19 protein-coding genes and 1 tRNA gene are annotated in these 26,259 nt (G+C 58.2%); 6 read left to right on the top strand and 14 right to left on the bottom strand.

The window, feature by feature from the left end; translation table 11 throughout:
* Positions 1 to 10 precede the first annotated feature (10 nt).
* The gene (locus CHU70_RS08215) at positions 11 to 1,729 is read left to right on the top strand and encodes a long-chain fatty-acid--CoA ligase (RefSeq protein WP_147719098.1); all 1,719 of its coding nucleotides are present in this window, start codon (positions 11 to 13) and stop codon (positions 1,727 to 1,729) included.
* 45 nt (positions 1,730 to 1,774) lie between these two features.
* On the opposite strand, the gene thrB is transcribed toward CHU70_RS08215, so the two are convergent.
* From thrB to argS, 4 genes are all read right to left on the bottom strand, one after another.
* Complete coding sequence (gene thrB / locus CHU70_RS08210; RefSeq protein WP_049190091.1) at positions 1,775 to 2,701, bottom strand: homoserine kinase; 927 nt, start codon at positions 2,699 to 2,701, stop codon at positions 1,775 to 1,777.
* Positions 2,702 to 4,036, bottom strand: a complete 1,335-nt coding sequence (locus CHU70_RS08205) for a homoserine dehydrogenase (RefSeq protein ID WP_016422448.1) — start codon at positions 4,034 to 4,036, stop codon at positions 2,702 to 2,704. It lies immediately after the preceding gene.
* Positions 4,033 to 5,451, bottom strand: coding sequence for a diaminopimelate decarboxylase (gene lysA, locus CHU70_RS08200; RefSeq protein ID WP_069358827.1), 1,419 nt, complete (start codon positions 5,449 to 5,451; stop codon positions 4,033 to 4,035). The genes CHU70_RS08205 and lysA overlap by 4 nt, the downstream gene beginning before the upstream one ends.
* Before the next feature lie 65 nt (positions 5,452 to 5,516).
* Complete coding sequence (gene argS / locus CHU70_RS08195; protein WP_069358828.1) at positions 5,517 to 7,169, bottom strand: arginine--tRNA ligase; 1,653 nt, start codon at positions 7,167 to 7,169, stop codon at positions 5,517 to 5,519.
* A 213-nt stretch (positions 7,170 to 7,382) separates the two neighbouring features.
* Between argS and CHU70_RS08190 the strand changes: the two genes are divergently transcribed.
* From CHU70_RS08190 to CHU70_RS08180, 3 genes are read left to right on the top strand one after another with little or no spacing between them, the layout of a single operon-like run.
* Positions 7,383 to 8,171, top strand: a complete 789-nt coding sequence (locus CHU70_RS08190) for a (Fe-S)-binding protein (protein WP_042388597.1) — start codon at positions 7,383 to 7,385, stop codon at positions 8,169 to 8,171.
* Positions 8,171 to 9,745 (top strand): LutB/LldF family L-lactate oxidation iron-sulfur protein, encoded by a 1,575-nt coding sequence (locus tag CHU70_RS08185; RefSeq protein ID WP_147719100.1) that lies wholly within the window; start codon positions 8,171 to 8,173, stop codon positions 9,743 to 9,745. Before CHU70_RS08190 ends, CHU70_RS08185 begins: the two co-directional genes overlap by 1 nt.
* 2 nt (positions 9,746 to 9,747) lie before the next feature.
* Entirely contained in the window at positions 9,748 to 10,479 is a 732-nt protein-coding gene (locus CHU70_RS08180; RefSeq protein WP_048735210.1) for an LUD domain-containing protein, read from the top strand.
* A gap of 149 nt (positions 10,480 to 10,628) precedes the next feature.
* Here the strand turns inward: CHU70_RS08180 and CHU70_RS08175 are convergent.
* The 10 genes from CHU70_RS08175 to CHU70_RS08130 all read right to left on the bottom strand — a co-directional run bounded on the left by CHU70_RS08175 (position 10,629) and on the right by CHU70_RS08130 (position 23,331).
* A tRNA-Arg gene (locus tag CHU70_RS08175) sits at positions 10,629 to 10,701 on the bottom strand.
* A gap of 94 nt (positions 10,702 to 10,795) precedes the next feature.
* Positions 10,796 to 11,587: an ABC transporter ATP-binding protein gene (locus CHU70_RS08170; RefSeq protein WP_147719101.1), complete on the bottom strand. Its 792-nt coding sequence runs from the start codon at positions 11,585 to 11,587 to the stop codon at positions 10,796 to 10,798.
* Positions 11,587 to 12,762, bottom strand: a complete 1,176-nt coding sequence (locus tag CHU70_RS08165) for an iron ABC transporter permease (RefSeq protein ID WP_070856597.1) — start codon at positions 12,760 to 12,762, stop codon at positions 11,587 to 11,589. The genes CHU70_RS08170 and CHU70_RS08165 overlap by 1 nt, the downstream gene beginning before the upstream one ends.
* Before the next feature lie 30 nt (positions 12,763 to 12,792).
* Positions 12,793 to 13,995 (bottom strand): ABC transporter substrate-binding protein, encoded by a 1,203-nt coding sequence (locus tag CHU70_RS08160; protein WP_070856596.1) that lies wholly within the window; start codon positions 13,993 to 13,995, stop codon positions 12,793 to 12,795.
* Between the two features lie 169 nt (positions 13,996 to 14,164).
* A complete protein-coding gene (locus CHU70_RS08155; RefSeq protein WP_147719102.1) occupies positions 14,165 to 14,617 on the bottom strand; it encodes a MarR family winged helix-turn-helix transcriptional regulator in 453 nt (150 codons plus the stop codon).
* Between the two features lie 71 nt (positions 14,618 to 14,688).
* A complete protein-coding gene (locus tag CHU70_RS08150) occupies positions 14,689 to 15,180 on the bottom strand; it encodes a MarR family winged helix-turn-helix transcriptional regulator (RefSeq protein WP_049172025.1) in 492 nt (163 codons plus the stop codon).
* Between the two features lie 14 nt (positions 15,181 to 15,194).
* Positions 15,195 to 17,852, bottom strand: coding sequence for an ATP-binding protein (locus CHU70_RS08145; protein WP_070429340.1), 2,658 nt, complete (start codon positions 17,850 to 17,852; stop codon positions 15,195 to 15,197).
* Positions 17,853 to 17,855: 3 nt separating this feature from the next.
* Positions 17,856 to 19,031 carry a DNA repair exonuclease gene (locus tag CHU70_RS08140; protein WP_070429341.1) on the bottom strand — a complete coding sequence of 392 codons (1,176 nt, stop codon included), beginning with the start codon at positions 19,029 to 19,031 and terminating at the stop codon, positions 17,856 to 17,858.
* A gap of 2 nt (positions 19,032 to 19,033) precedes the next feature.
* Positions 19,034 to 20,092 (bottom strand): hypothetical protein, encoded by a 1,059-nt coding sequence (locus tag CHU70_RS08135; RefSeq protein WP_070429342.1) that lies wholly within the window; start codon positions 20,090 to 20,092, stop codon positions 19,034 to 19,036.
* Positions 20,092 to 23,331, bottom strand: a complete 3,240-nt coding sequence (locus tag CHU70_RS08130; protein WP_147719103.1) for a DEAD/DEAH box helicase — start codon at positions 23,329 to 23,331, stop codon at positions 20,092 to 20,094. The genes CHU70_RS08135 and CHU70_RS08130 overlap by 1 nt, the downstream gene beginning before the upstream one ends.
* 578 nt (positions 23,332 to 23,909) lie before the next feature.
* Between CHU70_RS08130 and putP the strand changes: the two genes are divergently transcribed.
* Both putP and CHU70_RS08120 read left to right on the top strand, forming a co-directional pair.
* On the top strand, positions 23,910 to 25,433 hold the full coding sequence (gene putP, locus CHU70_RS08125; protein WP_070546799.1) for a sodium/proline symporter PutP: 1,524 nt from the start codon (positions 23,910 to 23,912) through the stop codon (positions 25,431 to 25,433).
* A 97-nt stretch (positions 25,434 to 25,530) separates the two neighbouring features.
* Entirely contained in the window at positions 25,531 to 26,172 is a 642-nt protein-coding gene (locus tag CHU70_RS08120) for an HNH endonuclease family protein (protein ID WP_147719104.1), read from the top strand.
* Positions 26,173 to 26,259: the final 87 nt, after the last annotated feature.

Raw genomic sequence — 26,259 nt, 5'->3', positions numbered from 1 at the left:
TGTAGAGCTCATGCGCAGTACGATGCCTCATATTCCTCTCAATATCGCTCAGATTGTGGAATACGGTCGCACCATTCACGGTCGGACTCCGGTGACCTCCTGGAACAGTGACGGACCTGAGACCACCACTTTTTCCGCCATCGCCGCGCGCGCTAGTGCGCTGGCACATGCACTTCGCGATGAGCTCGGCATCGACGGGGATCAGCGCATCGCTACCCTGATGTACAACTGCACCGAACACTTCGAGGTCTTCCTCGGCGTCACCTCCATGGGCGCGGTATTCCAGCCGCTGAACAAGCAGCTCATGCCGGATCAGATTGTGCACATTATCAATCACGCCGATGACCAGGTCATCATCGCGGACCCGACCGAGATCGAACTGCTCGCCGAGGTTCTTCCGCACTGCCCGCGCGTCCGCGCTGTCATCATTATCGGTATCGGTGATCTGTCCGACGTGGCTGAGCAACTGCCGGATGGTATCCCGTGGTACTCCTACGAATCACTCATCGACGGACGCCCCAGCCGCTTCGACTGGCCTGAGCTCGATGAAAACTCCGGTGCAGCCATGTGCTATTCGACGGGCACCGAGGGCGCACCTAAAGGTGTCGTCTACAGCCACCGTTCGCTGTACTTGCACAGCCTGAATATGCGCACCACTGACTCCTTTGCCATCTCGCATGGAAACCCGTGGCTTTGCTGTGTGCCCATTTATCACGTCCTGTCCTGGGGCGTGCCGCTGGCCTCCTTCATGTGCGGGGCGTCGCTAATCTTCCCCGGCGCGGACCTGTCCGCACCGCGTCTGGCAGAAATCATCGAAACCTCAATGCCGCGCGTAGCTCAGGGCGTGCCGACGCTGTGGATTAACCTCATGGCGCACTACCTCAGCAATCCTCCGAAGCGCATGAGTCTGCAGGAGATTTTCTCGGGCGGTTCCCCTGTCCCACCTGCATTGATTCGGCTATGGGAAGAGCGCTACGGTGTCGATGTCATCCACTTCTGGGGCATGACCGAGACTTCGCCTATCGGTACCGTGGCACGACCTCCGTACGGCGCCTCCGGTGAGGCCCGCGAACGCTACCGTGTCAGCCAAGGGCGTTTCCCGGACATCATGCAGTTCCGCATTGTTGATGACAACGACCGCGTACTCGACCTGCATGACCGCAACCAGGGTGAGCTGCAGGTGCGCGGCAACACGGTCACCGGAGGCTACTACAGCTCTCCGGAGGCTCAAGATGGAGGCACCGCGCACTTCTTCCGCGGTGCGGAGGTCGACGAGGCTAGCGAACAGTTCACCGAGGACGGGTGGCTCCGCACTGGCGATGTCGGCTCGATTACTCACGACGGCTACCTGACTATTCATGACCGTGCTCGCGATGTCATTCGTTCCGGTGGTGAGTGGATCTACTCCGCTCAGCTGGAAAACTTCGTAATGGAAAGCCCACAGGTACTCGAGTGCGCGATTATCGGCATGCCAGATAAAAAGTGGGGTGAGCGCCCACTGGCCATTACGGTGCTGATGCCGGAAGTTGAACAGAGCAAGGAGACCGCTGAAATGCTCCGCGATGAACTGCGACCAAAGCTGCCAAAGTGGATGCTGCCGGAGTACTGGGCCTTCGTGGACTCAATCGATAAGACCTCAGTGGGCAAGTTCGACAAGAAAGACCTGCGCTCGCACTTGAGCGCAGGTCAGTACAGCATCGTGAAACTGAAGGGGCCGGGCGAAAAGTAGGTAGCAGGCTAAGCCACTGGCCCGGCACCTGGCCGCAGCTGCGGCTTAGCCGTCGACCACGACCTTAACCGGCTCACCGATTCCCAGCTCCATGACCTTGATGCCAGCCTCGCGGGCATCGTCCAAGATCTTCTCATCTACTGCAGTAGTTCCCAGAACCATACAGGTCGGACCAGCACCCGAGAGGAATGCCGCGTAGCCACGGTTGCGCAGGCGGTTGACCCACTCTGCGGTCACCGGCAGCACGTCGGAGCGGTACGGCTGGTGCAGGCGATCTCGCGTTCCCTCCCACAGCAGTTCCGGGTGGGACTGCAGCGCTGCGGTCATAACCGCAGTACGGGAGACATTGAAACGAGCGTCGACATGCGAAACATCGCTCGGCAGCACCTGACGGACTGCATTCGTGGAGGCGTGGAATGCCGGTACGAGTGCGGTCGCCTGAATGGACTCATGCACCGGAATGCTCACTGCTCGGTACTGAGGTGCGGTGCGACCATCGACAGGCTTGTCAGTCCAGCTGACCACTGCCCCGCCGAGAACGGATGCGCCAGCGTTATCCGGGTGGCCTTCGAATACCGAGGATTCTTGGATTACCTGGTCGTCGGTAAGCGGGAAGCCCGCCAGACCGTTAGCGGCAGCGACACCAGCAACGGCGGCGGCTGCGGAAGAGCCTAGACCGCGCGACTGCGGAATGGTGTTGTGGCAAATAACCTTCAGCCCCGGTGCCTCGACTCCTGCGGCGCGAAGGCCCGCGCGAATCGCGCGCAAAACCAGATTAGATTCGTTGCGCGGCAGGTCGACTTCGCCCTCGCCGTGAATTTCAACGACGACACCGGACTCGATGACCTCGACCTCGACGATGTCGTAGAGCGCAACTGCCAACCCCAGGGTGTCGAAGCCCGGGCCCAAGTTCGCTGACGAACCTGCAACCGTGACGGTGACCTTCTGACCCGGGAAAAGCTCCTGTGCCATTTAGATATCCATTCCTTCGATACGAATGACGTTGTTGACGGCCAAAACCGCGTCGTTGGCGCGCAATTCATCGACCGTTGCTTCCAAATCCTTCTCCAGTGCCTTGTGGGTCACGATGACCAGGCGAGCGCCGTTGGCGCCCTCTTCCTGGCGGACGGTGCGCAGGGAGATGTTGTGATCAGAGAAGGTACGAGCGACATCGGCAAGCACTCCGACGCGATCGTCGACGTGCAGGTCGATGTGGTAGCGGGTGCGAACGTCACCGAAGTCGAGAATCGGCAGGTTAGCGTAGGTGGAATCTCCCGGTGCGCGACCACCGTGGACAATGTTGCGAGCAGCTGCAACGAGGTCACCGAGCACTGCGGAGGCGGTCGGATTACCACCAGCGCCGTTGCCGTAGAACATCAGGCGACCAGCGGCCTCGGCCTCAATGAAGACAGCGTTGAAAGACTCACGCACAGTTGCCAGCGGGTGACGACGTGGAATCAGCGCTGGGTACACGCGGGCGGAAATGGACTCCTTGCCATTTTCGTCCGTAACCCGCTCACAGGTAGCCAGCAGCTTAATGGTGCAGTCTGCGCTCTTGGCGGCTGCGATGTCGTCAGCGGTGATCTCGGTAATACCCTCGCAGTGAACATCATCAGCAGTCACGCGGGTGTGGAATGCCAGGCTGGCCAGAATAGCTGCCTTGGAAGCGGCATCGTGGCCCTCGACGTCTGCAGTCGGGTCGGCCTCGGCGTAACCCAGGCGGGTGGCCTCTGCCAGCATCTCGTCGTAGTCCGCACCAGTGGAGTCCATCGCATCAAGGATGAAGTTGGTAGTGCCGTTGACAATACCCATGACCTTATTGACAGTGTCACCGGCCAGCGAACGGCGCAGCGGCCCGACGACCGGGATAGCTGCAGCCACAGCTGCCTCGAAGAAAAGGTCGACACCCGAGGAATCGGCAGCCTCAGAGAGCTCCTCGCCGTGAGCGGCGACGAGTGCCTTGTTGGCGGTCACGACCGACTTGCCGGCACGCAGTGCCTCCAGCACAACGCGACGTGGGTAATCAATGCCGCCGATGACCTCGACTACCAGGTCAACGTCATCGCGCTGAACCAGCGAAAAAGCATCGTCGGTAAGAAGATCCTGATCCACATTCGGACGCGGCTTGGTCTTGTCGCTCACAGCAATACCAACGACCTCGACCGGTCCGCCGATGCGGCGCTCGAAGTCCTCAGCCTTCTCGTTGAGCAGGCGGTAAACCTCAGTACCGACTGTGCCAAGACCTAAAATAGCGACACCAACTTTGTGGCCCTCGCCCTTTCCAGGATTATTCGTTGCGGCAGTCATCGTGGCGTTTCACACTCCAGGCTTAGTAAGTCTTGTACGGTTTCTCGTCTTAATATTTGGGTCACTTGACCATCGCATACCGACACTACTGGTGGTCGCGTCAGCATGTTGTAGCGGCTGGCCATTGCGTAACAGTATGCCCCAGTAGCAGCGAGCGCGAACAGATCACCCTCGACAATGTCGTTCGGGTAGTTCGCATCGTTAATCAGAATGTCTCCCGATTCACAGTGCTTTCCGACGACGCGGGTGGGAATCCTGGAACCGGACACCTCGCGATTAACAACGCGACCATCATAGTTCGAGCCGTAAAGCGCCGGACGAATATTGTCGCTCATGCCGCCATCGACCGATACGTAACGACGGGTCATGCCGTCATCGATGGTCACATCCTTCAAAGTGCCCACTTCGTACACCGTGACCATGGACGGGCCAACGATGGCACGACCTGGTTCAACAGCCACTGTCGGAGTCGCAATGCCGATACGCTGCGCAAGCTTGTCTACGGCAGTGAGGATCTCGTCGGCAAGCGGAGCAACGTCGAGGGGCTGCTCGCCTGCGGTGTAGGCGATTCCGAAACCGCCACCGAGGTCGAGGGTGTTGAAGTGTTCCGAGATTTCAGTGCCGTGGCGTTCGACCAGCTTTTCCACCAGTGAGAACACGCGCTCGGCGGCGAGAATGAAACCGTCGGAATCGACAATCTGGGAGCCGATGTGGCAGTGCAGACCAACCAGGCGCAGATTGTCGTCCTCTTCTACGAGGTTGGCAGCTTCCAGCGCCGAACCGGACGCGAGGGAAAAGCCGAACTTCTGATCTTCATGCGCAGTAGCAATGAACTCGTGGGTGTGCGCTTCCACACCGGGCTTCACGCGAACGAGCACGTCCTGCACCACGCCTGCTTCAGCCGCCACCTGGGACAGGCGACGCAGCTCCGAACGGGAGTCAAGCACAATCTTGCCCACGCCAGCGGAGATAGCATCACGCAGCTCAGCGGTGGACTTGTTGTTGCCGTGGAAGGTCATGTCCTTGGCTGGGAAACCCGCCGCCAGAGCGATAGCCATCTCGTTGCCCGAGGCGACATCGAGATGCAGCCCCTCCTCCATTACCCAGCGGGCAATGGTCTTCGACAGGAAAGCCTTGGATGCGTAGTGGACATTCTCCGCGCCGCGGAAGGCCTTGGCCATCGAGCGGCAGCGAGAGCGGAAGTCCTGCTCATCGACGACAAAAACCGGAGTGCCAAACTCCTTGGCAATGTCGACCAGGCTCACGCCACCAATTTCCACCGAGCCGGGATTCTCTTCGTCAGCGCTCCGACGACGGGCGGTAGTTGGCCAGACATGCGCTGGTAGTTCATTAAATTGGGTGGAGTCGGGTCGGGTGTAGCCACCCAGTTCGAAACCATTGCCGTCGATAGGCACGAAACAGCTCTCTTTCTCCGTTACCCGGGCGGAGCAACGGGGTGTAGTTTTACGGGCGCGTTCGACTACATGCGCTCAGGTGCAGTAACACCGAGCAGCTGCAGAGCATTGGCCAGCGTCTGGCGGGTAGCCTCAGCCAGGCCGAGACGAGCACGGTGTAGCTCGGATACCTCTTCGTCTGCCTTTGGCAGGATCTGGCAGGTGTCGTAGAAGCGGTGGAAGACACCGGCAAGCTGCTCAGCGTAACGGGCAATGCGGTGTGGTTCCCGCAGGTCAGCAGCAGACTTGATGATGGCCGGGAACTCACCGATAGTGCGGATGAGCTCACCTTCGCGGTCCTCTACCAGCAGGGAGAAGTCAGCGCCTTCGCTGGTCACACCGGCCTCTTCGGCACGGCGACCGATTGAGCACAGACGAGCGTGACCGTACTGGACGTAGTAGACCGGGTTGTCGCTGGACTGCGAAGCCCACAGCCCCAGGTCGATATCCAGGCTGGAGTCCACGGAGGAACGGATTAGCGAGTAGCGAGCAGCATCGACGCCGATTGCCTCAACCAGGTCGTCCAAGGTGACCACTGTGCCCGCACGCTTGGACATCCGGACAGCCTTGCCGTCGCGAAGCAAGTTGACCATCTGACCGATGAGCACCTCGACGCCATCGGCGTTGTAGCCGAGCGCTGCAGCGGCCGCGCGCAGACGTGCGATGTAGCCGTGGTGATCGGCACCCAGCATGTAGATGCACAGGTTGTGGCCGCGGTCGAACTTGTTCTTAACGTAGGCGATGTCACCTGCGATGTAGGCTGCGTCGCCGTCGGACTTGATGACCACGCGGTCCTTGTCGTCACCGTAATCGGTGGACTTCAGCCACCATGCGCCGTCAGCTTCGTAGAGCTTGCCGTTTTCCTTCAGGGAATTGACAGCTGCTTCCACCTGACCGGACTCGAACAGCGAGTTTTCGTGGAAGTAAACGTCGAAATCGGTGCCGAACTCGTGCAGAGACTTCTTGATGTGCTCGAACATCATGTCCACGCCGATGGCGCGGAAGTGCTCCTGGACCTCTTCCTCAGAGCCCTCGAGTGCCTGCGGGTTCTTCTCCAGCACAGCAGCGGCGATGTCCTGGATGTACTCTCCGCCGTAGCCATCTTCCGGAGTCGGCTCGTTGCGAGCGGCTGCAACCAAGGAGTCGGAGAAGCGGTCAATCTGGCGACCGTGGTCATTGAAGTAGTACTCGCGGGTGACCTTGGCACCGGTGGCAGACAGGACACGACCGAGAGCGTCACCGACTGCTGCCCAGCGAGTACCACCCAGGTGAATCGGCCCGGTCGGATTTGCGGAGACAAACTCCAGGTTCACGTCGAGGTTGGAGTTGAAGTCGGCATGGCCCCACTTCTCCCCCGCTGCCAGGACGTCCTCGACGATCTTGCCCTGGGCATCGGAGGCCAGGCGGATGTTAATAAAGCCCGGGCCTGCGATGGTTGCTTCATCGATGCCCTCAGAAGCGCCGAGCGCTGTGGCAATTTCAGTTGCCAAGTCACGCGGCACCATGCCGACGCGCTTGCCCAGCTGCATGGCGATATTGGTTGCGTAGTCGCCGTGCTCAGGGTTACGCGGACGCTCGACGGTCGGGTTTTCCGGCACGATAGAGACATCGGCATCGTGGGCAGTCAAAACCTCGACGGTGACTTTTCGGACTAGTACAGCAAGATCAGCAGGATTCACGATTGCCTATCCTATTAGGTCAATCGCAGTCGTGGAAACATCAGCCACCAAAAGATTGATTTGAGGGGTATCTGCAGGCCACCGCCTCCGGCTGTCCTGCGCCCCTTTCACGATCCAGCCGAATTCAGGTTGAGAACAGATTTAATCCGGGGCTAGGCGTAGCATTCAGGTAGGAAATTATTGCCTTACCCCTCAACCCTTTTTGGAGCGACCGTGAAAGTAGCACTTTTCGCGACCTGCATCGGGGACATGATGTTTCCAGATGCAGTGAGTGCGACCGCCAGAGTTCTCACGCGCCTAGGATGCGATGTGGTCTTTCCACCACAACAAACCTGCTGCGGCCAAATGCACGTCAACACCGGGTACCAGAAGGAAGTCCTTCCTCAGCTGGACACCTACGCTGATGCTTTTGCAGATTCCTCGATTGATTACGTTGTCGCCCCGTCCGGTTCCTGCGCCGGCGCCGTTCGCCACCAGCATCCGATGATTGCGGGCCGCTACGGTACCCGTGCCCAAGTCCACGCGGCACAGGCCTGCGCGAACAAGACGCTGGATCTCTCCGAGTTCATCACCGATGTCGCTGGTGTGACTGACGTCGGTGCTTACTTCCCCCACTCAGTGACCTACCACTCCACCTGCCACAGCTTGCGGGTACTCAAGGTGGGTGACCGTCCGTGGCGGCTGCTCAGCGCGGTCGATGGAATCGATCTGCGCGAGCTGCCTGGCGCGGCGGAGTGCTGCGGTTTTGGCGGCACCTTCTCGGTGAAGAATGCGGAGACCTCCGCTGCAATGGTTGCCGACAAGACAGCCAATATTCGCGCTACGGAAGCGGAGTTCGTCACCGCTGGCGATGCTTCCTGCTTGCTCAATATCGGTGGCGCGTTGCGTCGCCAGGACTCTGGCGTGCACGCCATCCATATGGCCGAGATTCTGGCCTCCACCAAGGAGACCCCGTTTGATGTGCACAACCGCCAAGAGGCTTCCCTGCGAGGTGAACAGTAATGGTCGCAATTAACGTCGGCATGCCAGCCCTTCCTCCCCGCGCGCCGCACAACGTCGGGCATCTGCGCGGTACGCGCGGGTTCACGGCCGCAGCGCACGAGGAGCTCAAGAACACTCGCATGCGCGAAAATGTCGGTCATGCCACGCGTTCGATTCGTCAGAAGCGCGCGCATGTCGTAGCCGAGAAGAATGACTGGGAGCAGCTGCGGCTCGCGGGCAGCCACATCAAGCGCGATGTTATGGCGCGTCTGCCGGAACTGCTGGAGCAGTTTGAAGAGTCAGTTACGAATGCCGGCGGTCACGTCCACTGGGCGCGCGATGCCGCCGAGGCAAACCGCATCATCACGGACTTGGTGAAAGAGACCGGCGAAGAAAAGGTCGTCAAGATTAAGTCGATGGCCACGCAGGAAATCGGCTTGAACGAAGCACTTGCCGACGCCGGCATCACCGCCCGCGAAACCGACCTGGCGGAACTCATCGTTCAGCTTGCCGACGACATGCCGAGCCACATCCTGGTTCCTGCTATCCACCGCAATCGCGAAGATATCCGCGAGATCTTCCTCAATGGAATCCCCGGAGTCGACCCGGACCTGAAAGCCAATCCGGCCGATCTCGCCGAGGCATCCCGTAAGTTCCTGCGCGAGCAGTTTATGGAGGCCAAGGTTGCGATTTCCGGCGCCAACTTCGGTGTGGCCGAAACCGGTACGGTGGCCGTCGTCGAGTCAGAGGGCAATGGCCGCATGTGTCTCACGCTGCCGGAAACACTGATTTCGGTGATGGGTATTGAGAAGCTGCTTCCCACCTTCCAGGACTTGGAAGTCTTCTTGCAGCTGCTGCCACGGTCGTCGACAGGCGAGCGTATGAATCCCTACACCTCCCTGTGGACGGGAACCACGGACGGCGACGGCCCGAAGAATTTCCACATTGTGTTGCTGGACAATGGCCGCTCGGCCACCCTTGCAGATCCGATTGGGCGTGAAGCGCTGAAGTGCATCCGCTGCTCGGCATGCCTGAATATCTGCCCGGTGTACGAGCACGTGGGCGGGCACGCTTACGGTTCGGTCTACCCGGGTCCGATTGGTGCAATTTTGTCCCCACAGCTCACCGGCATGGACTCCTACGATGATCCGAATGCCTCCCTGCCCTATGCATCCTCGCTGTGTGGAGCTTGCTTTGAGGTCTGCCCGGTGCGAATTGACATCCCCGCGGCGCTGCTGGAGCTGCGACACCGTAAGGTCACGGAGCACCGCCCGCCGGTGGAGGGCAAGCTCTTTGCCACGCTCGGGTTCATCATGGGCAATCAGAAGCTGTGGGACATGAGCGCTAAGATGACCTCCCTCGCCCGCGTACTCGGGTTGAAGGACGGCGAGATTCACACCCTGCCACTTTTCCTCAGCGGGTGGTCGGATGTGCGTGATACTCCGATTCCGCCGAAGAAGCCGTTCCGCTCACTGTGGGGTTCGGAGGATTTCTCGGCGCAGCTGTCTCGTGAATCGGCAAATCAGGTTCCGACGAAGATTAATGGGCTGTCGGATGACAACAAGCAGCCCGACACGTCCGGCAAGGAGGCCTAGCGATGTCCCATTCCTCAGCATCCGCGAACATTGCCAAAAGCGAAATCCTCGAGCGTATCCGCAATGCTCAGAAGATCGCCTTCGAAGGCCGTGACTTGGCCTCTGACGCAGGCATCGTCACCGGCGAGCCCGGTACACATTTCAACATCCCCCGCGATTACGAACGCTCCTCCGACCTGACGGCCAAGGAGATCATTTCGCTTGCCGACGAACGCATCGCCGATTACAAAGCCGATGTGCGCCGCTGTGGGAGCTCGGCAACTGAAATCAATGAAGCTGTGAAGAAGGCAATTGCTGAAGTCGGGGCTTCATTGATTGGTATTCCCGAAGGCCTAGACCGCGAGTGGGTTGCGGGGTTGGAGTCTGGTGGGGGTAAGGCCACCACCGAGATTCGCGTCGATACAGGTTTCACCGCCGAAGAGCTGGACGAGCTCGACGCGATTGTCACCAGCTCTGCTGTTACCTGCGCCGAGACCGGCACCATTTTTCTGGACGGTTCGGCCACTTCTGGCCGCCGCGCGCTGACCTTGGTGCCGGATATTCACATCTGCGTTGTGCCGGCTTCCACAGTTGTCTACGGCATCCCGGAGGCAATTTCCCGTCTACGCGAGAGTGATCCCACCGCTCCCATCACCATGATTTCGGGACCTTCTGCAACCTCGGACATCGAGCTTGCCCGAGTCGAAGGTGTCCATGGGCCACGCACGCTGATTGTGATTATTGCTGGCCAGTAGCACCAAGGTGAATTGTCATGGGCGACTCGAATTCCTCCGCCAGGCTGTTCCGCTGGAAGAACGGTAACTAAACGTTTCCGCTAGGTGGCCGCTAAAACAAAAATCCCTCAAGCAACCAGGAAAAACCTAATCACTTGAGGGATAGAACGTGCCCCCGAGAGGAGTCGAACCTCCGACCTTCGGTACCGGAAACCGGCGCTCTATCCACTGAGCTACGGGGGCGTGTGGCACAAGTACAACAAGTGCAACGAGAAACGATGTTACCACTTGGCTGGGGCGATTAGCGAAATGCCCCCGCGCCCCAGCCAAATCTCCACTACGCGGCTTCAGAAACCTGGTCTTCCTCAATAGGACACACCACGGGCACGCCCTCGTCATCGAGTACGCGGGCTCGAATTCCATAGACGCGGGCCAAAAGGTCCGGAGTAAGTACGTCAGCAGGATTCCCCTGGGCAACCACGTGGCCGTCGTGAAGCATGACAAGCTCATCGCAGTAGCGGGCGGCGAGATTCAGATCGTGGATTGCGACGAGTGCCAAGGAGCTCCGTGAGGCGACCTCCGCGCGGACGAGCTTTAGGAGTTCCACCTGGTGACGCAGGTCGAGGGCGGAGGTGGGTTCGTCGAGAAGCATGACCTCGGGATCGCGAACAAACATCTGCGCGACCGCGACGAGCTGCCGCTGACCGCCGGAGAGCTCGCCGACGAAGCGGTCGGCGAGGTGCTCAATGCCGACCTTTCGGAGAGCCGCTGCCGTGTGCTCAATCTCGGAGCCGCGCACGCGCAGTCGCCCGGCGCGCCGCCCAGAGACCAGTACCGATTCGAATGCGGTCAGCGAGGCGCTAGCCGGCAGATCCTGCGGCACGTAGCCGACGACATCGCGCAGTTCGGAGCCGACGACCCGCTCATTGTCACGGGTCAGCACAATCTCCCCGGCCATTGGCTTTCGAATCCCCGCCAGCGTGGTCATCAGTGTGGACTTGCCCGCAGCGTTTGGCCCGAGCAAACCCGTCACCGTACCTGGCTTCAGCGTGCGTATTGACGCCCCGCGCAGCACCTTTCGCTTGCCATAGCCTGCAACTACGTCATTGACATCGAGAAATACGCCCATTAGTTCCACACCGTCCTCTTACGCAGAAAAACCAAGCCGACAAAGAATGGGACACCGACGATTGCGGTAATGATGCCAATCGGCACTGCCACACCCGGCACCACCGTGATGGATACCGCATGAGCTGCCGCAAGCAGCGCCGCGCCTGCCGCCATCGATGCCGGGGCAAAGAAGCGCTGTTCTTCACCGACGAGCATGCGTGCAATGTGTGGGCCGACCAGTCCGATGAAGCCGATGATGCCGGCGAAAGCCACTGCGGTTGCTGCCAGCAGCGAGGCTACAATCAGCGTCGCAATGCGCAGCCTATCCACATTGATGCCCACGGCTTTTGCTCGGGCATCGCCAAGCCGCAACACCGTCAGCGCCCACGCATAGCGGATAGTGAACGGAATAGCGATTAGCAGCGCCGCCGCAATGATGCCGTTGGCCACCCAGTTCGCGCGCTGTAGCGAGCCCATCGTCCAGAACACAATCTGCTGGAGCGCCTCGGTAGTCGCGCGGTATTGCAACAGCGCCAACAGCGCTTGGAATAGAAACACCAGACCAATGCCGAGCAGAATCATCGATTCCTTACCCGAGCCGCGCCAAACCGACGCCGCCGCCACAATCCCCACAGCGACGACGGATGATACCCAGGCCACGGCCGCCAGGTTGAACTGCGCATGCGGAATAATCACCCAGCCCAGCACAATCGATGCCGCCCCACCGAACGCCGCTGCAGCCGAGATACCGAGCGTAAACGGCTCCGCCAGAGGGTTATCGAGGATTGTCTGCATCTGTGCACCGGCAAGCGACAGTGCTGCGCCAATCAGCACTGCCATCACCGATGCAGGCAGACGCAGCTTCCACAGCACCGTACGAGTGGTTTCGTCCACATCATTCGGGCTCACGATGCCACGGACGACGTCCCCCACGCTCAGTGCCATTGGCCCCACAATCGTCGCCACCACAAACGCACACACGGCCAGACCCACCAGCACCGCAATGATGGCGATCTTCCGTGCCGAGCGTCGTCGGTACTGTCGCGCAGAGTCGTAGGTCGTGCTTGACGACGGACACTCGTGCTGTTCGGTGGCGGGCTGCGACTCTTGACCTCCACTGCCGTTGGTGGAGGTGGACTCGCGGGGTTCGTCGTCAAGCCCTGACGCAGGAGCGTGCAGATTGGTGTAAGTCATCGGATTCCTTCTTCGATGGTGGAAGATGGGTTACTTGGTCGGCTCCAGCGCGGTGAAGAAGGTGCCGCTGAGTTCGAAGGGCAAGTAGTCCTTGTGGAACTCGGCGAAATCAGCGACCGGGTCGAGGTCAGCGAACTCCTCTGGGTGAATCCACTTGGCGAATTGCTCGAGGGCGAAGACGTTGTACGGCGAGTCGTAGAACTGGTGGAAGGCGGCGTACAGATCGCCCTTCTTCGGCGCGGTTAGGGTGTCAAAGCCCGGCGTCTTCAGCAGGCCTTCCAGAGTGCGCTGTGCGGTCTCTGGGGTGGCGGTGTAGCCGAGTTCGACGTGTGGCAGCACTTCCGGCTTCTTCGGATCGAGCGCCCAAGAACCACCGGTGGCGATGATCTTCTCCGGCTGGACGGACAGGACCTTCTCTGCGGTCACGTCGCCCGATTCGGTGTCGAGGAGGCTGTCTCCGAGATTCTCACCGCCGGCTGCTGTGACAAGATCACCGAGATTGGACTTGTTGACGGTCGAGCAGCAATCCTTGAGACCGGCTGCTCGCCAGACGAAGGTCTTTGGCTTGTCTTCGAGCTTGGCGGCACGTTCGGTAATCTCGTTGACGCGCTTAGTGTAGAAGTCGGTGAACTTCTTGGCATTGTCCTGCTCATCGACGATCTGGCCGAGGAGCTCGACGGACTTGGCGGTATTCTCCAGGGGCTTTTGCCGGAAGTCGGTGAATACGTACTTCAGACCTGCCTGATCGAGCTTGGTGAGGAAACCGGATTGCTCCGCGGCCTTCTTGTGGTCAAGGGTCATGACGACCACGTCTGGGTCGTGGGAGATGAGGTTTTCAACTGTGACATCGCCCTTGGCGATATTGCCGATGGTCGGCATGTCTTTCAGCTCGGGGTTCGTCTCGAAAAGCTTGGTTTCAAACGACGGTGCGCCCGAATGCAAATCGCTGCCCATGGCGACAACGTGGTCACCCGGGTTTTCTTGGTCAAGCATCGCGGTGACAAACATGGCGCGGCCTTCACCGAGCACGACTCGTTCTGGCTGCTTGTCGAAGGTCACAGTGCGACCTGCGACATCAGTGACAGTGAGTTCTCCTTTGTTGTCGGCAGCCTCGTTCGACTCTGCGTCCGCACCGCATGCTGTAGCGACGAAGCTCAGCGCTGCACACCCGATTGCGGCCAGAGTTTTGGTCTTTGGCGCGGTTTTAGCCTTGGCGAAAATATTGACTCTCATGCGTTTCAGTTTCTGCCTTGTTTATTTCTGCGTAATTTTTGGTACTTAGGGTGCACAAAGAGAAGTGAACAGTCACCCCTTTGCTTTAGGCACGCCTTACCTTACAGCTTGAAACGTAGAGAAAAAAGCGCCCTGCTAGTGGTTGTTTTACTAGCAGGGCGTGGAAGTCTTACTGCCTTTCGAGAACCGACTGGAAGCACCTCAGCATCACTTCGCGGTCTTCATTAGCAAGTGGTGAAATAACTTCCTGGCGAACGGTGTCTACGTAATCCGGCGCCGCTTCGGCAAACACGTGTCGACCAACACCTGTTAGGACGACGACATAATCCGAGTCCGGGTCTTCGCCGTGATCTTCGGTGTGAATAAATCCGCGCTTTTCCAATCTGTTGGTATGCAGCAGCGCGCGGGGGTGGTTCCACTTCAGTCGATCACAAATATTGTCAACATGCAGAATCCCATCCTCCACCTCATGCAAAGCGATGAGCAGGGTAAAGTCAGCGAACGTCAGCCCGGTGCGAGTGCGTAGGCTCCGCTCAATATTGCGCTCTACCTCGCGAAAAGCAGCTACCATCGACTGCCAAAAGAGCTGTTCATCATCACTCAGCCATTCAAATGAGTTCATACTGCTCTAGGCTAATGGTGAGAGCCTCGAAGCGGAGACAAATGAGAAAACACTCACAGAAAAACTTTTGACTACTCTGCTTTTCCGTCGACGGAATCGGTGACCGCAGCATTGGCGGTCGCTGCAATCTTATCGAGCACAGCGGAAATCCCCTGATAGTCGATATTTTCACCGAGCACGTCAAACAAGACATGACGTACAAGCTTCACATGGTTCGGCGCCGCCTTCTCAATCACGGTTCGACCGTGTTCAGTAAGCGTGACATCGATACCACGGTTATCGCAGGCGCAGCGTTCCTTAGTTACTAGTCCACGTCGCTCCATGCGAGTAATTTGGTGCGACATTCGGCTGCGGTCCCATTCCAGGGACTCACACAGGGTGCGCATGCGCACAACATTGTCTTCAGCCTCGGAGAGAACAACCAGAACCGAAAAATCTGCAGTGGAAATATCGAGAGAATCTTGCAGCTGAAGGTCAATTGACCTGTCAACGGCCCGTTTAGCGTTCAGAATTGAGCGCCATAACCGCTGCTCTTCATCACTTAACCACGGAACATCTTGCATATGTACAGAGCCTACTATCTTGAAACCAAATCCTGAATTTTCATAAATTCCGCTCCTGTCACGCGATCAAAACGGGCTTCATCGCACGTCAGGACTAATACCTGCATATCGCGCCCCGCTTTGGCAAGAGCATTATTCATCCGCCGCAAACGGTGTTCGTCTGAATAACCTAACGCATCATCAATAATCACCGGAGCGCCTTGGCCGCCCTCCAGGACACCGGCAACGGCCAAGCGCAGCAGAATGTCCAGCTGCTCCTGCGCTCCACCAGATAGTTCATCGACATCGAACTTGCCATCGGCATTAGACCGTGACTCAATCTGCAAGTCCTCATTCATCGTGAACTGGGTTCCCGCACCGAACACACCGCCGCCGTACTCTTCGAGCTTGCGGAGCAAGGGGTCAGCCAGCGCATTCCGCGATGCCGCACGTGCCTGTGTCATTACCTCCATAAGAGTCTTGGCGGCGGCTGCACGGCGACGCATCGAGTCCCGATCTCGCTGTGTTCGCTCCACTACCCCCTCAGCAGCTGCCAGCTTCTCATTCGCGCTGTCGAAATAGTCCAAGTGCACCCGAATCTCTTGCCGGCGCTTTTCCAGCTCAGCCAGGCGATTCTCAACTGCATCCCGTCGCTGCTTAGCGCCCGCGAGCGATGCTTCCACGTCGTCGGCATCCCGCTGCGCCAGCTCTTTCAGAGCCGTAGCCAGCTGCTCTTCTGCCGCCTCATAGTCCTTGCCTCGGTTTTCCACCGCAGCAAAGATCTCGGCATCCGAGGCTTTTTCTCGCGCCGTCGTGAGCGAATCTTCGCGGACCTTCAGGACGGACCGAGCCCCTTCAAGCTCGCTGCTGGCCTTCGTATAGTTGGCGTGTGCAGGACGCTTTTCCAGCTTCGACAAGCGCATATCGGCATTGTCACGCTTCGACTCGGCATCCCTACGCCCCGCTGCAGCTTCTTCCAACCGAGCCTTCGCCGCTACCAAGTCAATCTCCGTCGGCGCATCCTCGCCCGCAAGTGCCCGATACCGCTCGCCCTGTACTCGTGCTTCTTCCTTCGCATCGTCCAACTCTGCGGTGAGCTGGTGATACTCCACACCGTCGGACACCGCAGTTATGGATGTCTCCACCTGGAATCTTGCTTTTTCCGCTTCACGACGTCGTGTGTGTGCCTCTTGTGCTTCCGCGACGGAATCAGCGCCTGCCGCCTCAAGCTGTTCCTTGAGCGATATCTCTGCTTTTTCTAGCTTGCGCTGCTGCGAATCTGAGCCGTCTCCGGGCTGAACAGCAACCGTGACGTCGCCAACTTCGATGGCCAACGGCTTAGTAACCGCACGTTGAACTGACTCAGCCTCCGGCGCTAGCCCCACTTTCTCGCCGTCGACCGTGACCTCCTGCGCACTACTAGCCGAGAGCTGCACACTCGGGCTCGACGCCTCCAGCACAGCGGTGGCTGTTGCAACTTCGCGTTCGCAGGTCAACAGTTTTTCCAGTACCTCCTCGGTAACGGAATTTCGTGCAATTACCTCCTTGTGCTCTGCCAATTGTGCACGGAGCTCATCGAGCTTCTCCACTCGCTTCGACAGAGCTTCGACCAAGCTGCGCTTCTCCCCCAATGCGACTTCAGCTGCAGCCAGCTCTTCTGCTTTTCGAGCTTCGCGGTACGCGGTCACAACCGCATCGCGATTTTCCTGCGCCTTCTTTAAAGCTGCGACCTCCTTATCGAACGCTTCCTTAAGTTCAGCAACTTTCTTCTCTGTGGCGGAATGCTGATCCCTGGCATCTTGTGCCTGCTGAATGAAGGTTTCGCGCTCTTGCTGAGCCTGTTTAGCTAAGTCCAGCTTCTGCTTCGCCGCTGCAGAGACCTCCTGTGCCTGGGACACGGCAACCCTGAACTTTTCGAGTTCTTCGAGTGCCTGCGCCCAATGCTCGACTTCGTTTTTGGCTTCTGGCAACGATGCCCGCTGCGTGTGTTGGCTTTCTTCATTACGAGCAGCTTCCTCATTGAGCGCTTCGAATTCCCGGACCTTTTTCGCCGCTTCGTCGCGCACCCGCTGGGCTTCCGCCAGCTCCTTGTCTACGTCGGTAAGCTGCTTGCGCTCTTTGCCATTTTTTTGGAAATAGTTGCCGTATTCAGCTTCAACGGCTTCAAACAGACCTACCTCTTCTGCGGTTTCCGCGCGCTGCCCCGATGCCGACTGCAGTGCGCTTGTGACCTGCGCATAACCGCCCAAGGAGAGTGTCTTTTGCGCTTGTCCCTGTTCAGCAACGAAAACCTGCCACAGGTTCTTGGTGTCCGCATTGTGCATTCGGGCGGCCAGCCACTCTTCCGCCTGGTCATCTTTAAGAACCTCGGCTGTCGGCGAGTGGACGGTGACGATTGTGCCGGTGTCCTTGGTGCTACCAAAGATCTTGTCCAGCGTAAATTCGTAGCCGTCAAGCTCCAGACGGAGCTTAACCTGCGGCTTTTCCTGGCTGGAGTGACTGTTCAGACTAAGCGCTTCGCTTGACCTGGACTTCCATTTTGTCGTCAGCGCAACGTGAATAGCTTTGGCGATTGTCGTCTTACCCGACTCGTTTTCACCGGAAATCACTACCACGCCCCGCTCGGCTAGCCCTGTGATTGAGAGTGAATCAATCGCACGTACATTGTGTAATTCGATGTCGTGAAAACGCATGATTTATTCCTTCTCTCCTGCCAGGCGGGCCAGCAAGCGAAGCGCATCGGCTGCTGCGGTGGTTTCAGATTCTGATAGGGGGCTACCGCTCTCGGTTCGTCCCTTACTCAAGACCGTTAGTTTTTCTGCAGCTATGAGCGGATAACCGGTGAGATTGAGATTAGAGATATCCCCCTCGGACGGAACCACCGTCAAATCGGAGCCACTTTCCCGGCGATAAAGTGCAGCGAAAAGCTGTTGATACTGCTCAAGTCGGTTTTCAAAGGTAGTCGACTCTGACAGTGTCACGGTTCCTCGCAATGAATACTTCACCGCTGTGTCTGTCTTCGCCTCGATACCGTCCAGTTCAGCAAAGAACTCATCGAGGTCTTCCGCGCCAGTGATATCCATGTCTATGGCATGAAAAGCCCACTGCCCCACTCGGTGGGAGGCCACGGTAACTGAGCCTTTTTCGGGGCCGCTCTCTACAATGTCGACGACGAGTGCATTGCCGGAATCCCGTTCTTTGTCGTCGTACGCTGTGGTTTCGTGTGCGCCGGAGAAATAAACTCTGCCAGCATGATCGAGTTGGCTCGTGGAGTGGGAATCCCCCAGCGCAACATAGTGCAACGCCCCGCGGTCAATAGCTTGTTCCAAGCTGGTCAGATCAATGGTGGCTCCTGCATCAGCACCAAAGCCTTCTACTTGGCCGTGTGCGACCATCACTCGGATTCCATCGGCGGGCTCAAGCTCCGTGGCTATTTCCGCCACGATGTCGTCTGCCGAATACTTGCCGCGCACTGGCACACCGATGAGTTCCACCCCGTCACGGATTGCAATGGGCGCGCTGTCGCGAATTACGTAAACTCCTCGGTCTTCCAAAGATTCGAAAGCACTACGTCGATAAATGGAAGAAGCATCAAGCGCATCATGGTTGCCGGGTAGGAAATACACCGGCACGGGTAGCTTGGCGATTCGCTCAAGAGCCCGCAAAAACACCTTGTCCGGCAATGTGTTGGAATCGAACACGTCTCCAGCGACGACAATGAACTCAGCGCCTTCGCTAATCGCCAACTCGCCGATGCGATCGATGGCGTTGAGTCGACTTTCGTGGAACCTAGCTTGGGCTTCACCGCCGTCGAGCTCTAGGAACCACCGAGTCATTCCCAGTTGCCAATCTGAGGTGTGAATGAATTTCATGACTAGCGCTCCTTTTGTCCCAGGCTCAGCGATTCCTGCAGATGTTGCCAACAATCTTCCAAATCAGCGACTGCACGAATGGTCTCTCTCGAAATTACGCAGGTTGGCTGCAATGCTTCATGCAGCAAACTGCGGTCGGTAACTGTTAGTGGGTCAATAACCTCGAGCGAAGGAACACTGACTCGTTCCAAATCATTGCCCCAGTAGTCGGCTTCGACAGCGAAAAGTTCGGCAACCTTCTTCTGCTCGTTGTCACCGCTATCTTTTCCACCAGCGTCATTCGACTTCTGGGCGGTTTTATTGGGATTCTCCCGAACCGCGCCACCAAGCCCGAGGCGCTTCGGCGCAGTCCGGTTTCGCAGCTGTGTTAGTTCCTGAAGCCGGCGTTGCAATTCGCGCTGCGGATAATCGCGCAGCTGTAGTAGCGACAGCGGATCGCGGTCGATATCAGCGACAAGTTGAGCGGCAACTGCAACGGTGTGCTTACACACAGGTGCCGGGTCCGGGCAGGTGCATTCGCTGTAAATGTGCTCTTCGCCATCGCACAACAGCATTTCCATCTGCTCATACGGCAACTCGCCGTGCTCAAACTCTGTGAAGGCCGACGGATTGTTCACCAACCACCGCAGTACGTCGTCAGTTTGTTTCTGCTCCCGCCGTGGGAACCGAATAAAGACTGAAAATGGTTCCGGCTGGCTGCCCTGCACTTCACCGATGATGTAGCCATCCGCGATTCGAAGCCCCAGCACATTGCCGTCGAACCTGTACTTCTCACCTCTGTGAACACGACCCGAATCAGCGCCACGGATGATGAACTCCCACACCCACCGGGCAAAAGTAGTACGTGGCTCGACCGCCACGCGCGCTGCGGTTCCACGTCGCTGCTGTCCGGTAAATGCACCAGCCCAGTCCTGGGTGGCCAGGAGCTTTTCAATCGTCGAGCTGGTTGCTGGCGCGCTTCGCGCCGTAGTCCTTTTACGACCACGCTTTCCAGAGGGCCCCTTGCCAAACTCGGCAAAGATGACATTGTCGCCCCATGTCACGTCTCCGTCACCGGCCATCAGTACCACCTCTTCTGGACCCTAAACGGGGTCACATTGTTGGGAATCGAATCGTCATCCGAGATTGTGGAGTCCGATGCCGTGCCCTCCGGGTTCACCCCATCGGTCACCGTCCCACCGGACTTTGACTCCGCTGCGTCCATCGATTCACGCAGTGACTGAATCTTGTCCTTGTCCAATTGCCACAGAGACCGCAAACGGTGAAAGTCCATCTCCGTCAGCTTGGTTTCACCAGCGCGCACAACCGCATCCGCCAATTCTGCCTTCTCGAAAATCAGCTCGTCGATACGCTCTTCAAGCGTTCCCACACTGACCAGCTTGTGCACGTGTACGTCTTTACGCTGACCGATGCGGTAAGAGCGGTCCGTGGCCTGGTTTTCAACTGCTGGATTCCACCACCTGTCAATGTGAATGACGTGGTTGGCGGCAACCAGGTTGATGCCAACACCTGCCGCGAGAGTAGACAGCAAAATGATTGGTGGGCCGTCCGGGGCATTAAACTCTGCCACTACTTTCTCGCGCTGTGCCGGAGTCATTGCCCCTTGGATAAACGGAATGTCCACGCCCAGGCGCTTGCTGAAATGAGGGGCGAGCATCTTGCCGAACTCCACGAACTGCGTGAACACAAGCGCGCGTTCACCGTTTTGGACAATCTCATCGACGAGCTCTTCCAGCCGTGCAACCTTGCCCGAGCGATGCTGCCCATGATTAAGCAGCCCTGAGCCGTCGTGCTGGTAGTGCGCTGGGTGGTTGCAAATCTGCTTCAACTTCATGATGCCGCCGAGGATGATGCTCTTTCGCCCGAAGTTGCCAGAGCGATTCCGCTTCGAGCGCTTGAGCTTGTCCTCGATGTCCTTCACAGCTTCCTGATACAAGAAAGCCTGCTCCGTCGTGAGAGGAACCATCTCCACCTGCTCATTCTTCTTGGGCAGGTCCGGCGCAATAGCTGGATCCGACTTGAGTCGGCGCAGAATAAAAGGTGCTGTAATCGACTGCAATTGCAGTAGCATTTCCGCATTCCCATCACGCTCGATGGGAATCGCAAACTTGTTGCGAAATGCATTCGCCGACCCCAGCATGCCTGGATTACAGAAATCCATGATGGTGCGCAGCTCGCCCAAGTCGTTTTCCACCGGAGTACCAGTCATGGCGATGTTGTGCCGCGAGCCCAGGCTCCGCAGCGCTCTGGATACCTGGGCGTTGGGGTTCTTAATTGCCTGTGCTTCGTCAGCAATCACATGATCCCACTGCACTTGGGCGAGTTCGTTCACATCGCGGGTAGCAACACCATAGGTCGTCACAACAACATCGTGTTTTCCGATAAATTCTTGTAGTTCCCCACCATGAGGGCGGTTTGAACCATGCAGCAGCCCAACCTTAAGCTCTGGAGTGAACTTTGCCGCTTCTGCTGCCCAGTTGCGCAACACACCTGTCGGAACCACCAGCAGCGAAGTCTTGTGCCCTTGAGCCGTAGCATCTGCTTTCCGACGGCAGCGCTCATACTCCAACAGCGCCAGAATTTGCACAGTCTTACCGAGCCCCATGTCATCCGCGAGAATGACACCAAAGCCGCGGTTGGACATATCCGCCAGCCACTCCACACCGCGCTGTTGATACTCCCGCAGCTCACCGACAAAACTCGGTGGCACCTCGACCGACTCTGCGAGGGCCGTGGAACCGTCTGAGTACTTCGACACCAACGCCTTGAGCCAAGAGGGGTCCATGGGGGCGACTGGCACTGCTGCTGGAGCTTGCGACTCTAAGCCACCGTCGAAGACCAGCTCTTTCAGGGTGGCTTGCCCCTTACCGGTTTCCTCCCCGGCCTTGGTCTGCTCCACCAAAAACTTCAGGGCTTCCCTAGCTACCTCTGGGTTCGCGTGCACCCAATGGTCTCGCAGATGCACTAGCCCCGTACTCGATGCAGCGAGCTCACGCATTTCCGCTTCCGTCAGTACGGCATCCCCCACGGCCAGCTTCCACTCGTAATCAACCAGTTGGTCAAATCCGAGTTTCGGTTCCGAACGGCGCCCAGCAGGCCCCGTCGGATCTAACTGGACGACTTCAGTGTGCAACTGCAGGGTGGTCTCCACTGACTTCCAGTTCGGCGGCAGCATCACATCGATATCAACCTTTGCCAGCTGCGAGATGCCATCAGTCATAAGCTCTATCAGCTGCTCTGAGGTCAGCAGCAGATCCAAGCCCGGGTGTCCCGCTGCTTTCGCATATTTGAGCGTTGGGAATGCCTCCTGTGCCGCCAATAGCTGCGGGCGAAGCAGCGACAGCACGGACCGGCGACACATTTCTGGATTCAGGCGCTCCGGAGCTGCGACGCCGATGCGGTAGTACATCCGCAATGGCCATAGAGTCTCATGTTCCACCGCAGCTGAACGAGGATTGAAGCGAGTTACTGAGCCGCCTTCTTCATCCGCTCGATTCCGCAACTCCAACAGCTGCGGAAGATCCACATCCGGCAAGTCTTCCAGCTGGCCTTCAAAACCAACAGGTTCCTGCACCATTAGCTGCAGACGAACATCCTCACCATCGGCCGACAGCCTCCACTTTGCCAGTGACTGCGCCACCCCCGGCGTCGCACGCCCCAGGGACTGAGACTGCAACAACGACCGCACGAAACTCTGCCGCTGTTCTGCCGGTTCATCCAGATCGGCCAGAAGCGCGTTGGTGACCCAATGAAACATCCGATTGATGAAATCCTCAGCCACCGTGGCGCCTCCGTTATCAATCAATACCGGTGGTGTACGAGAAATGACCTGACTCTGCCAAGCAATCTCACTCAGCCCCTCCGACATCCGCCACGTCGGCCACCACTCATTGTCTTCCCACGTCAGCGCCACCAATGCCCGCCCAGAGCGTGCGAAAGCATCCAATCCCTGTACAACATCCACAAAGAACCGAAGATCCGGTGCCATCGCCGCCGAGGAAACTTCCTCCTGCAATTGCACCAGTGCCGTCACCGCAGCCCATGGCGGGAACACCCATGTGGGTACCGCTTTCTCTACTGCCCGCCCCTTCGGTGTGCGCAGTTTTAGCGTCAGTTGCGCTCGACTCCCCTGGTCCAGCACTGCAAAAAGCCGACGCTGATGCGCCGGGACTTCCAGCAAATCCACGTCCGCAATAATCCGGTGCCCCTCTGGCCGCTCCACCCATAGGTGAAGACCCGAATCATCTTTCCAGACCGCGTGCAGCAGCAACGGCACCGCTGACTTAGCAACTTGGTCCATTACTTCCTCCCCACTGCTTGCTCAGTCATCACCGTCTAATCACCCGGCGACTTCGCCACCAGATATTTGTTCAATGAAGATTCTGCCACGCACCCCGGATCAGCTTTTCCACCACACCACAACATTAGCACGCATGTTCGAATTATGTATCTTGCAAAAATTACTCCTCCTCTACCCAAATACCCCTTTTCCCAGGTAATTTGTCGCACTTAACCGATTTTTAAAAGCTTTTTCAACGCGTCTTATCTTGCAATGCAGCGCATCACATGAAAACGTCGTATAGGCCACAAGAATTAAAAATGTGTGACTCGTGCAATAGTTCTGCCATGGTTCGCATGTGCCAGTAGGCTCCGCTGACTGTCGAAGATAGTCCGGAAGCTGAAGCTGTGCTGAATCGCGAACCGCAGGTTCCACCGTGGACGTCGGCCACTTTTTGGCTCGATGCTGCCGCGGCGCTGTGAACGTCGTCAAGCAGACTTGATTAAGCGAAACTGAGTTGTGCGCCGAAAATGCTTTTTGGTGCGCTAGGTAGTGCGCGAGTCCGACTGTACGACTAATAAATAATGAGGAGTTGCCCTGTGGACCAACACACATGGTTCATCATCGCACTAGTCATTTATCTGCTGTTGATGGTCTACATCGGTTGGACCGGATGGAAAAAGACTGCAGAGTATGACGAATACATGATTGGCGGCCGCGGCCTACATCCGTTCGTCGCGGCACTGTCAGCGGGTGCATCGGACATGTCCGGCTGGCTGCTGATGGGTCTGCCCGGCGCGATTTACCTTTCGGGTCTGAACCAGACCTGGATTGCAATCGGCCTGGTCGCAGGCGCATGGCTGAACTGGAAGTTCACCGCACCACGCCTGCGTAGTTACACCAAGATTGCTCGTAACTCGATTACCGTGCCGTCGTTCCTGGAGAATCGTCTGCACGATACGTCGAAGGTGCTGCGCGTTGCCGCAGGCCTGATTATTTTGCTGTTCTTCACCTTCTACGTCTCCTCGGGCATGGTGGCAGGTGGCCGTTACTGGGAGTCGACGTTCGGTGGCAACTACCTCGTCGGCATGCTGTTGGTAGCGGCTATCACTGTCGCGTACACCCTGTTCGGTGGCTTCCTGGCGGTGTCTTACACAGACACGGTGCAGGGCATCATTATGTTCATCGCACTGCTGGCGGTTCCGACTGTCGGCATCATCTACCTAATCAACAATGGCAACTCCGCCTCGGACATCTTCAGCTTTGCTGCTAACAACCCCTACCCGGGCAGCGAGGGACAGCCGGTTGAGGCCTTCTTCGATCCGTTCGCTGGCATTCCGCTAATCACGATTATCGGTCTGCTCGGCTGGGGTCTGGGCTACTTCGGCCAGCCGCACATTATCGTTCGCTTCATGGCTCTGCGTAGTGCAAAGGACGCAACCGAGGGCCGCCGCTGGGGCGTTGGCTGGCAGGCACTGTGCATGCTCGGCTCCGTCCTCGTGGCGCTGACCGCAACTGTTTTCTTCGCTACGAACCCAGATGCTTCGGTCACTGATGCGTCTTCCTACGAGACCATCTTCCTGGACATGACCCGCATCCTGTTCCACCCGCTGATTGCAGGCCTGATTCTGACTGCAGTACTGGCAGCAATCATGTCCACCATTTCCTCGCAGCTGCTGGTGTCTTCCTCCGCGCTAATCGAGGACCTGTTCAAGGCAACGGTCAACAAGTCCCTGCGTCCGAAGACCTACATGGCTCTCTCCCGCGTCGCCGTCGCGCTGATCGCCATCATCGCCGCAATCATCGCTGCTAACCCGAACAGCTCCATTCTGGATCTGGTTGGCTTCGCGTGGGCTGGCTTCGGCTCGGCATTCGGCCCGGTGCTGCTGGCCGCCCTCTACTGGTCGCGCCTGAACACGCCAGGTGCTGCTGCCGGCATGATCACCGGTGCGGTTGTCTCCTTCGCATGGGGCATGAGCTCGCTCAGCGACACTCTCTACGAGATCGTCCCGGGCTTCGCCGCTGCAACTGTCGTGATGATCATTGTCACGCTGCTTACCAAGGAGCCGAACGAGAAAATCAAGGAAGAGTTCGACCACGCAGCAAAGCAGGCTCTGGTCTAACGCTTCGATCTAAGCTTGGCCTCCGCTAGCCCCACAGGCTAGCCCCGGCGCATACCTACAAGGGAACCGAAAAAGTATTTTTCGCGCCCAACTAGGTATGCGCCCTTTTTTATTTGCCATCCTGGCCGCCTCCCTGACTGCCGCCTTTGTCTCATCCTTTGCGCTTACGCGAGTTCTCGTCACCTCCTCCCCCGCGGGCTCGGAGACGGAAGCCGTCGTCAAGCAACTGCGCACCGTACGCGTCGTCGCCGACCGCCCCACCGTCACCGGATACAAGCGCGAGCGCTTCGACGTCTGGGCAGGTTCTGCCGATTGCAATACACGCCATAAAGTGTTGGCGGCGTGGTTCGGGGGCTCTGCGTGTTCGCTTGACGACGGCTCCCCGCGCGAAATCCCTGACCCTTACACGGGTGACCCGGTTGGTGCGCATGAGGTCGATATCGACCACATTTATCCGTTGGCAGCGGCGTGGGATTTCGGAGCCTACGCCTGGGATCCCGAGAGGCGTCGGCAATTTGCCAACGATATCGAGACCAACCTCGTGCCCACGCGAAGCGCAGTCAACCGGGATAAAGGCGATGCCAGCCCGGCCGAATGGCTTCCTGCGGATACGAAGGCGTGTGGCTATTCGCAGCGTTACTTAGCGGTGGCCATTAAATGGGACCTGCCCGTATCTTCGGCAGACTGGACGGCGCTGGCAGCTGCGTGTGGTATCCCCGCGGGGAAAGGCACGAAATAGAGAAAATAGTGCGAGCACGTTAAGTTAAGGACTGGTCTTAATAAGGAAATATCCAGGCCACTCCTCGCTTGAACGCGAGGCCTACAT

Source organism: Corynebacterium sp. LK10 (assembly GCF_008042455.1).
GTDB classification, from domain to species: domain Bacteria; phylum Actinomycetota; class Actinomycetes; order Mycobacteriales; family Mycobacteriaceae; genus Corynebacterium; species Corynebacterium jeikeium_D.
Note: the sequence above shows the minus strand (reverse complement) of the source record. Positions and strands in the feature narration are given on the sequence as shown.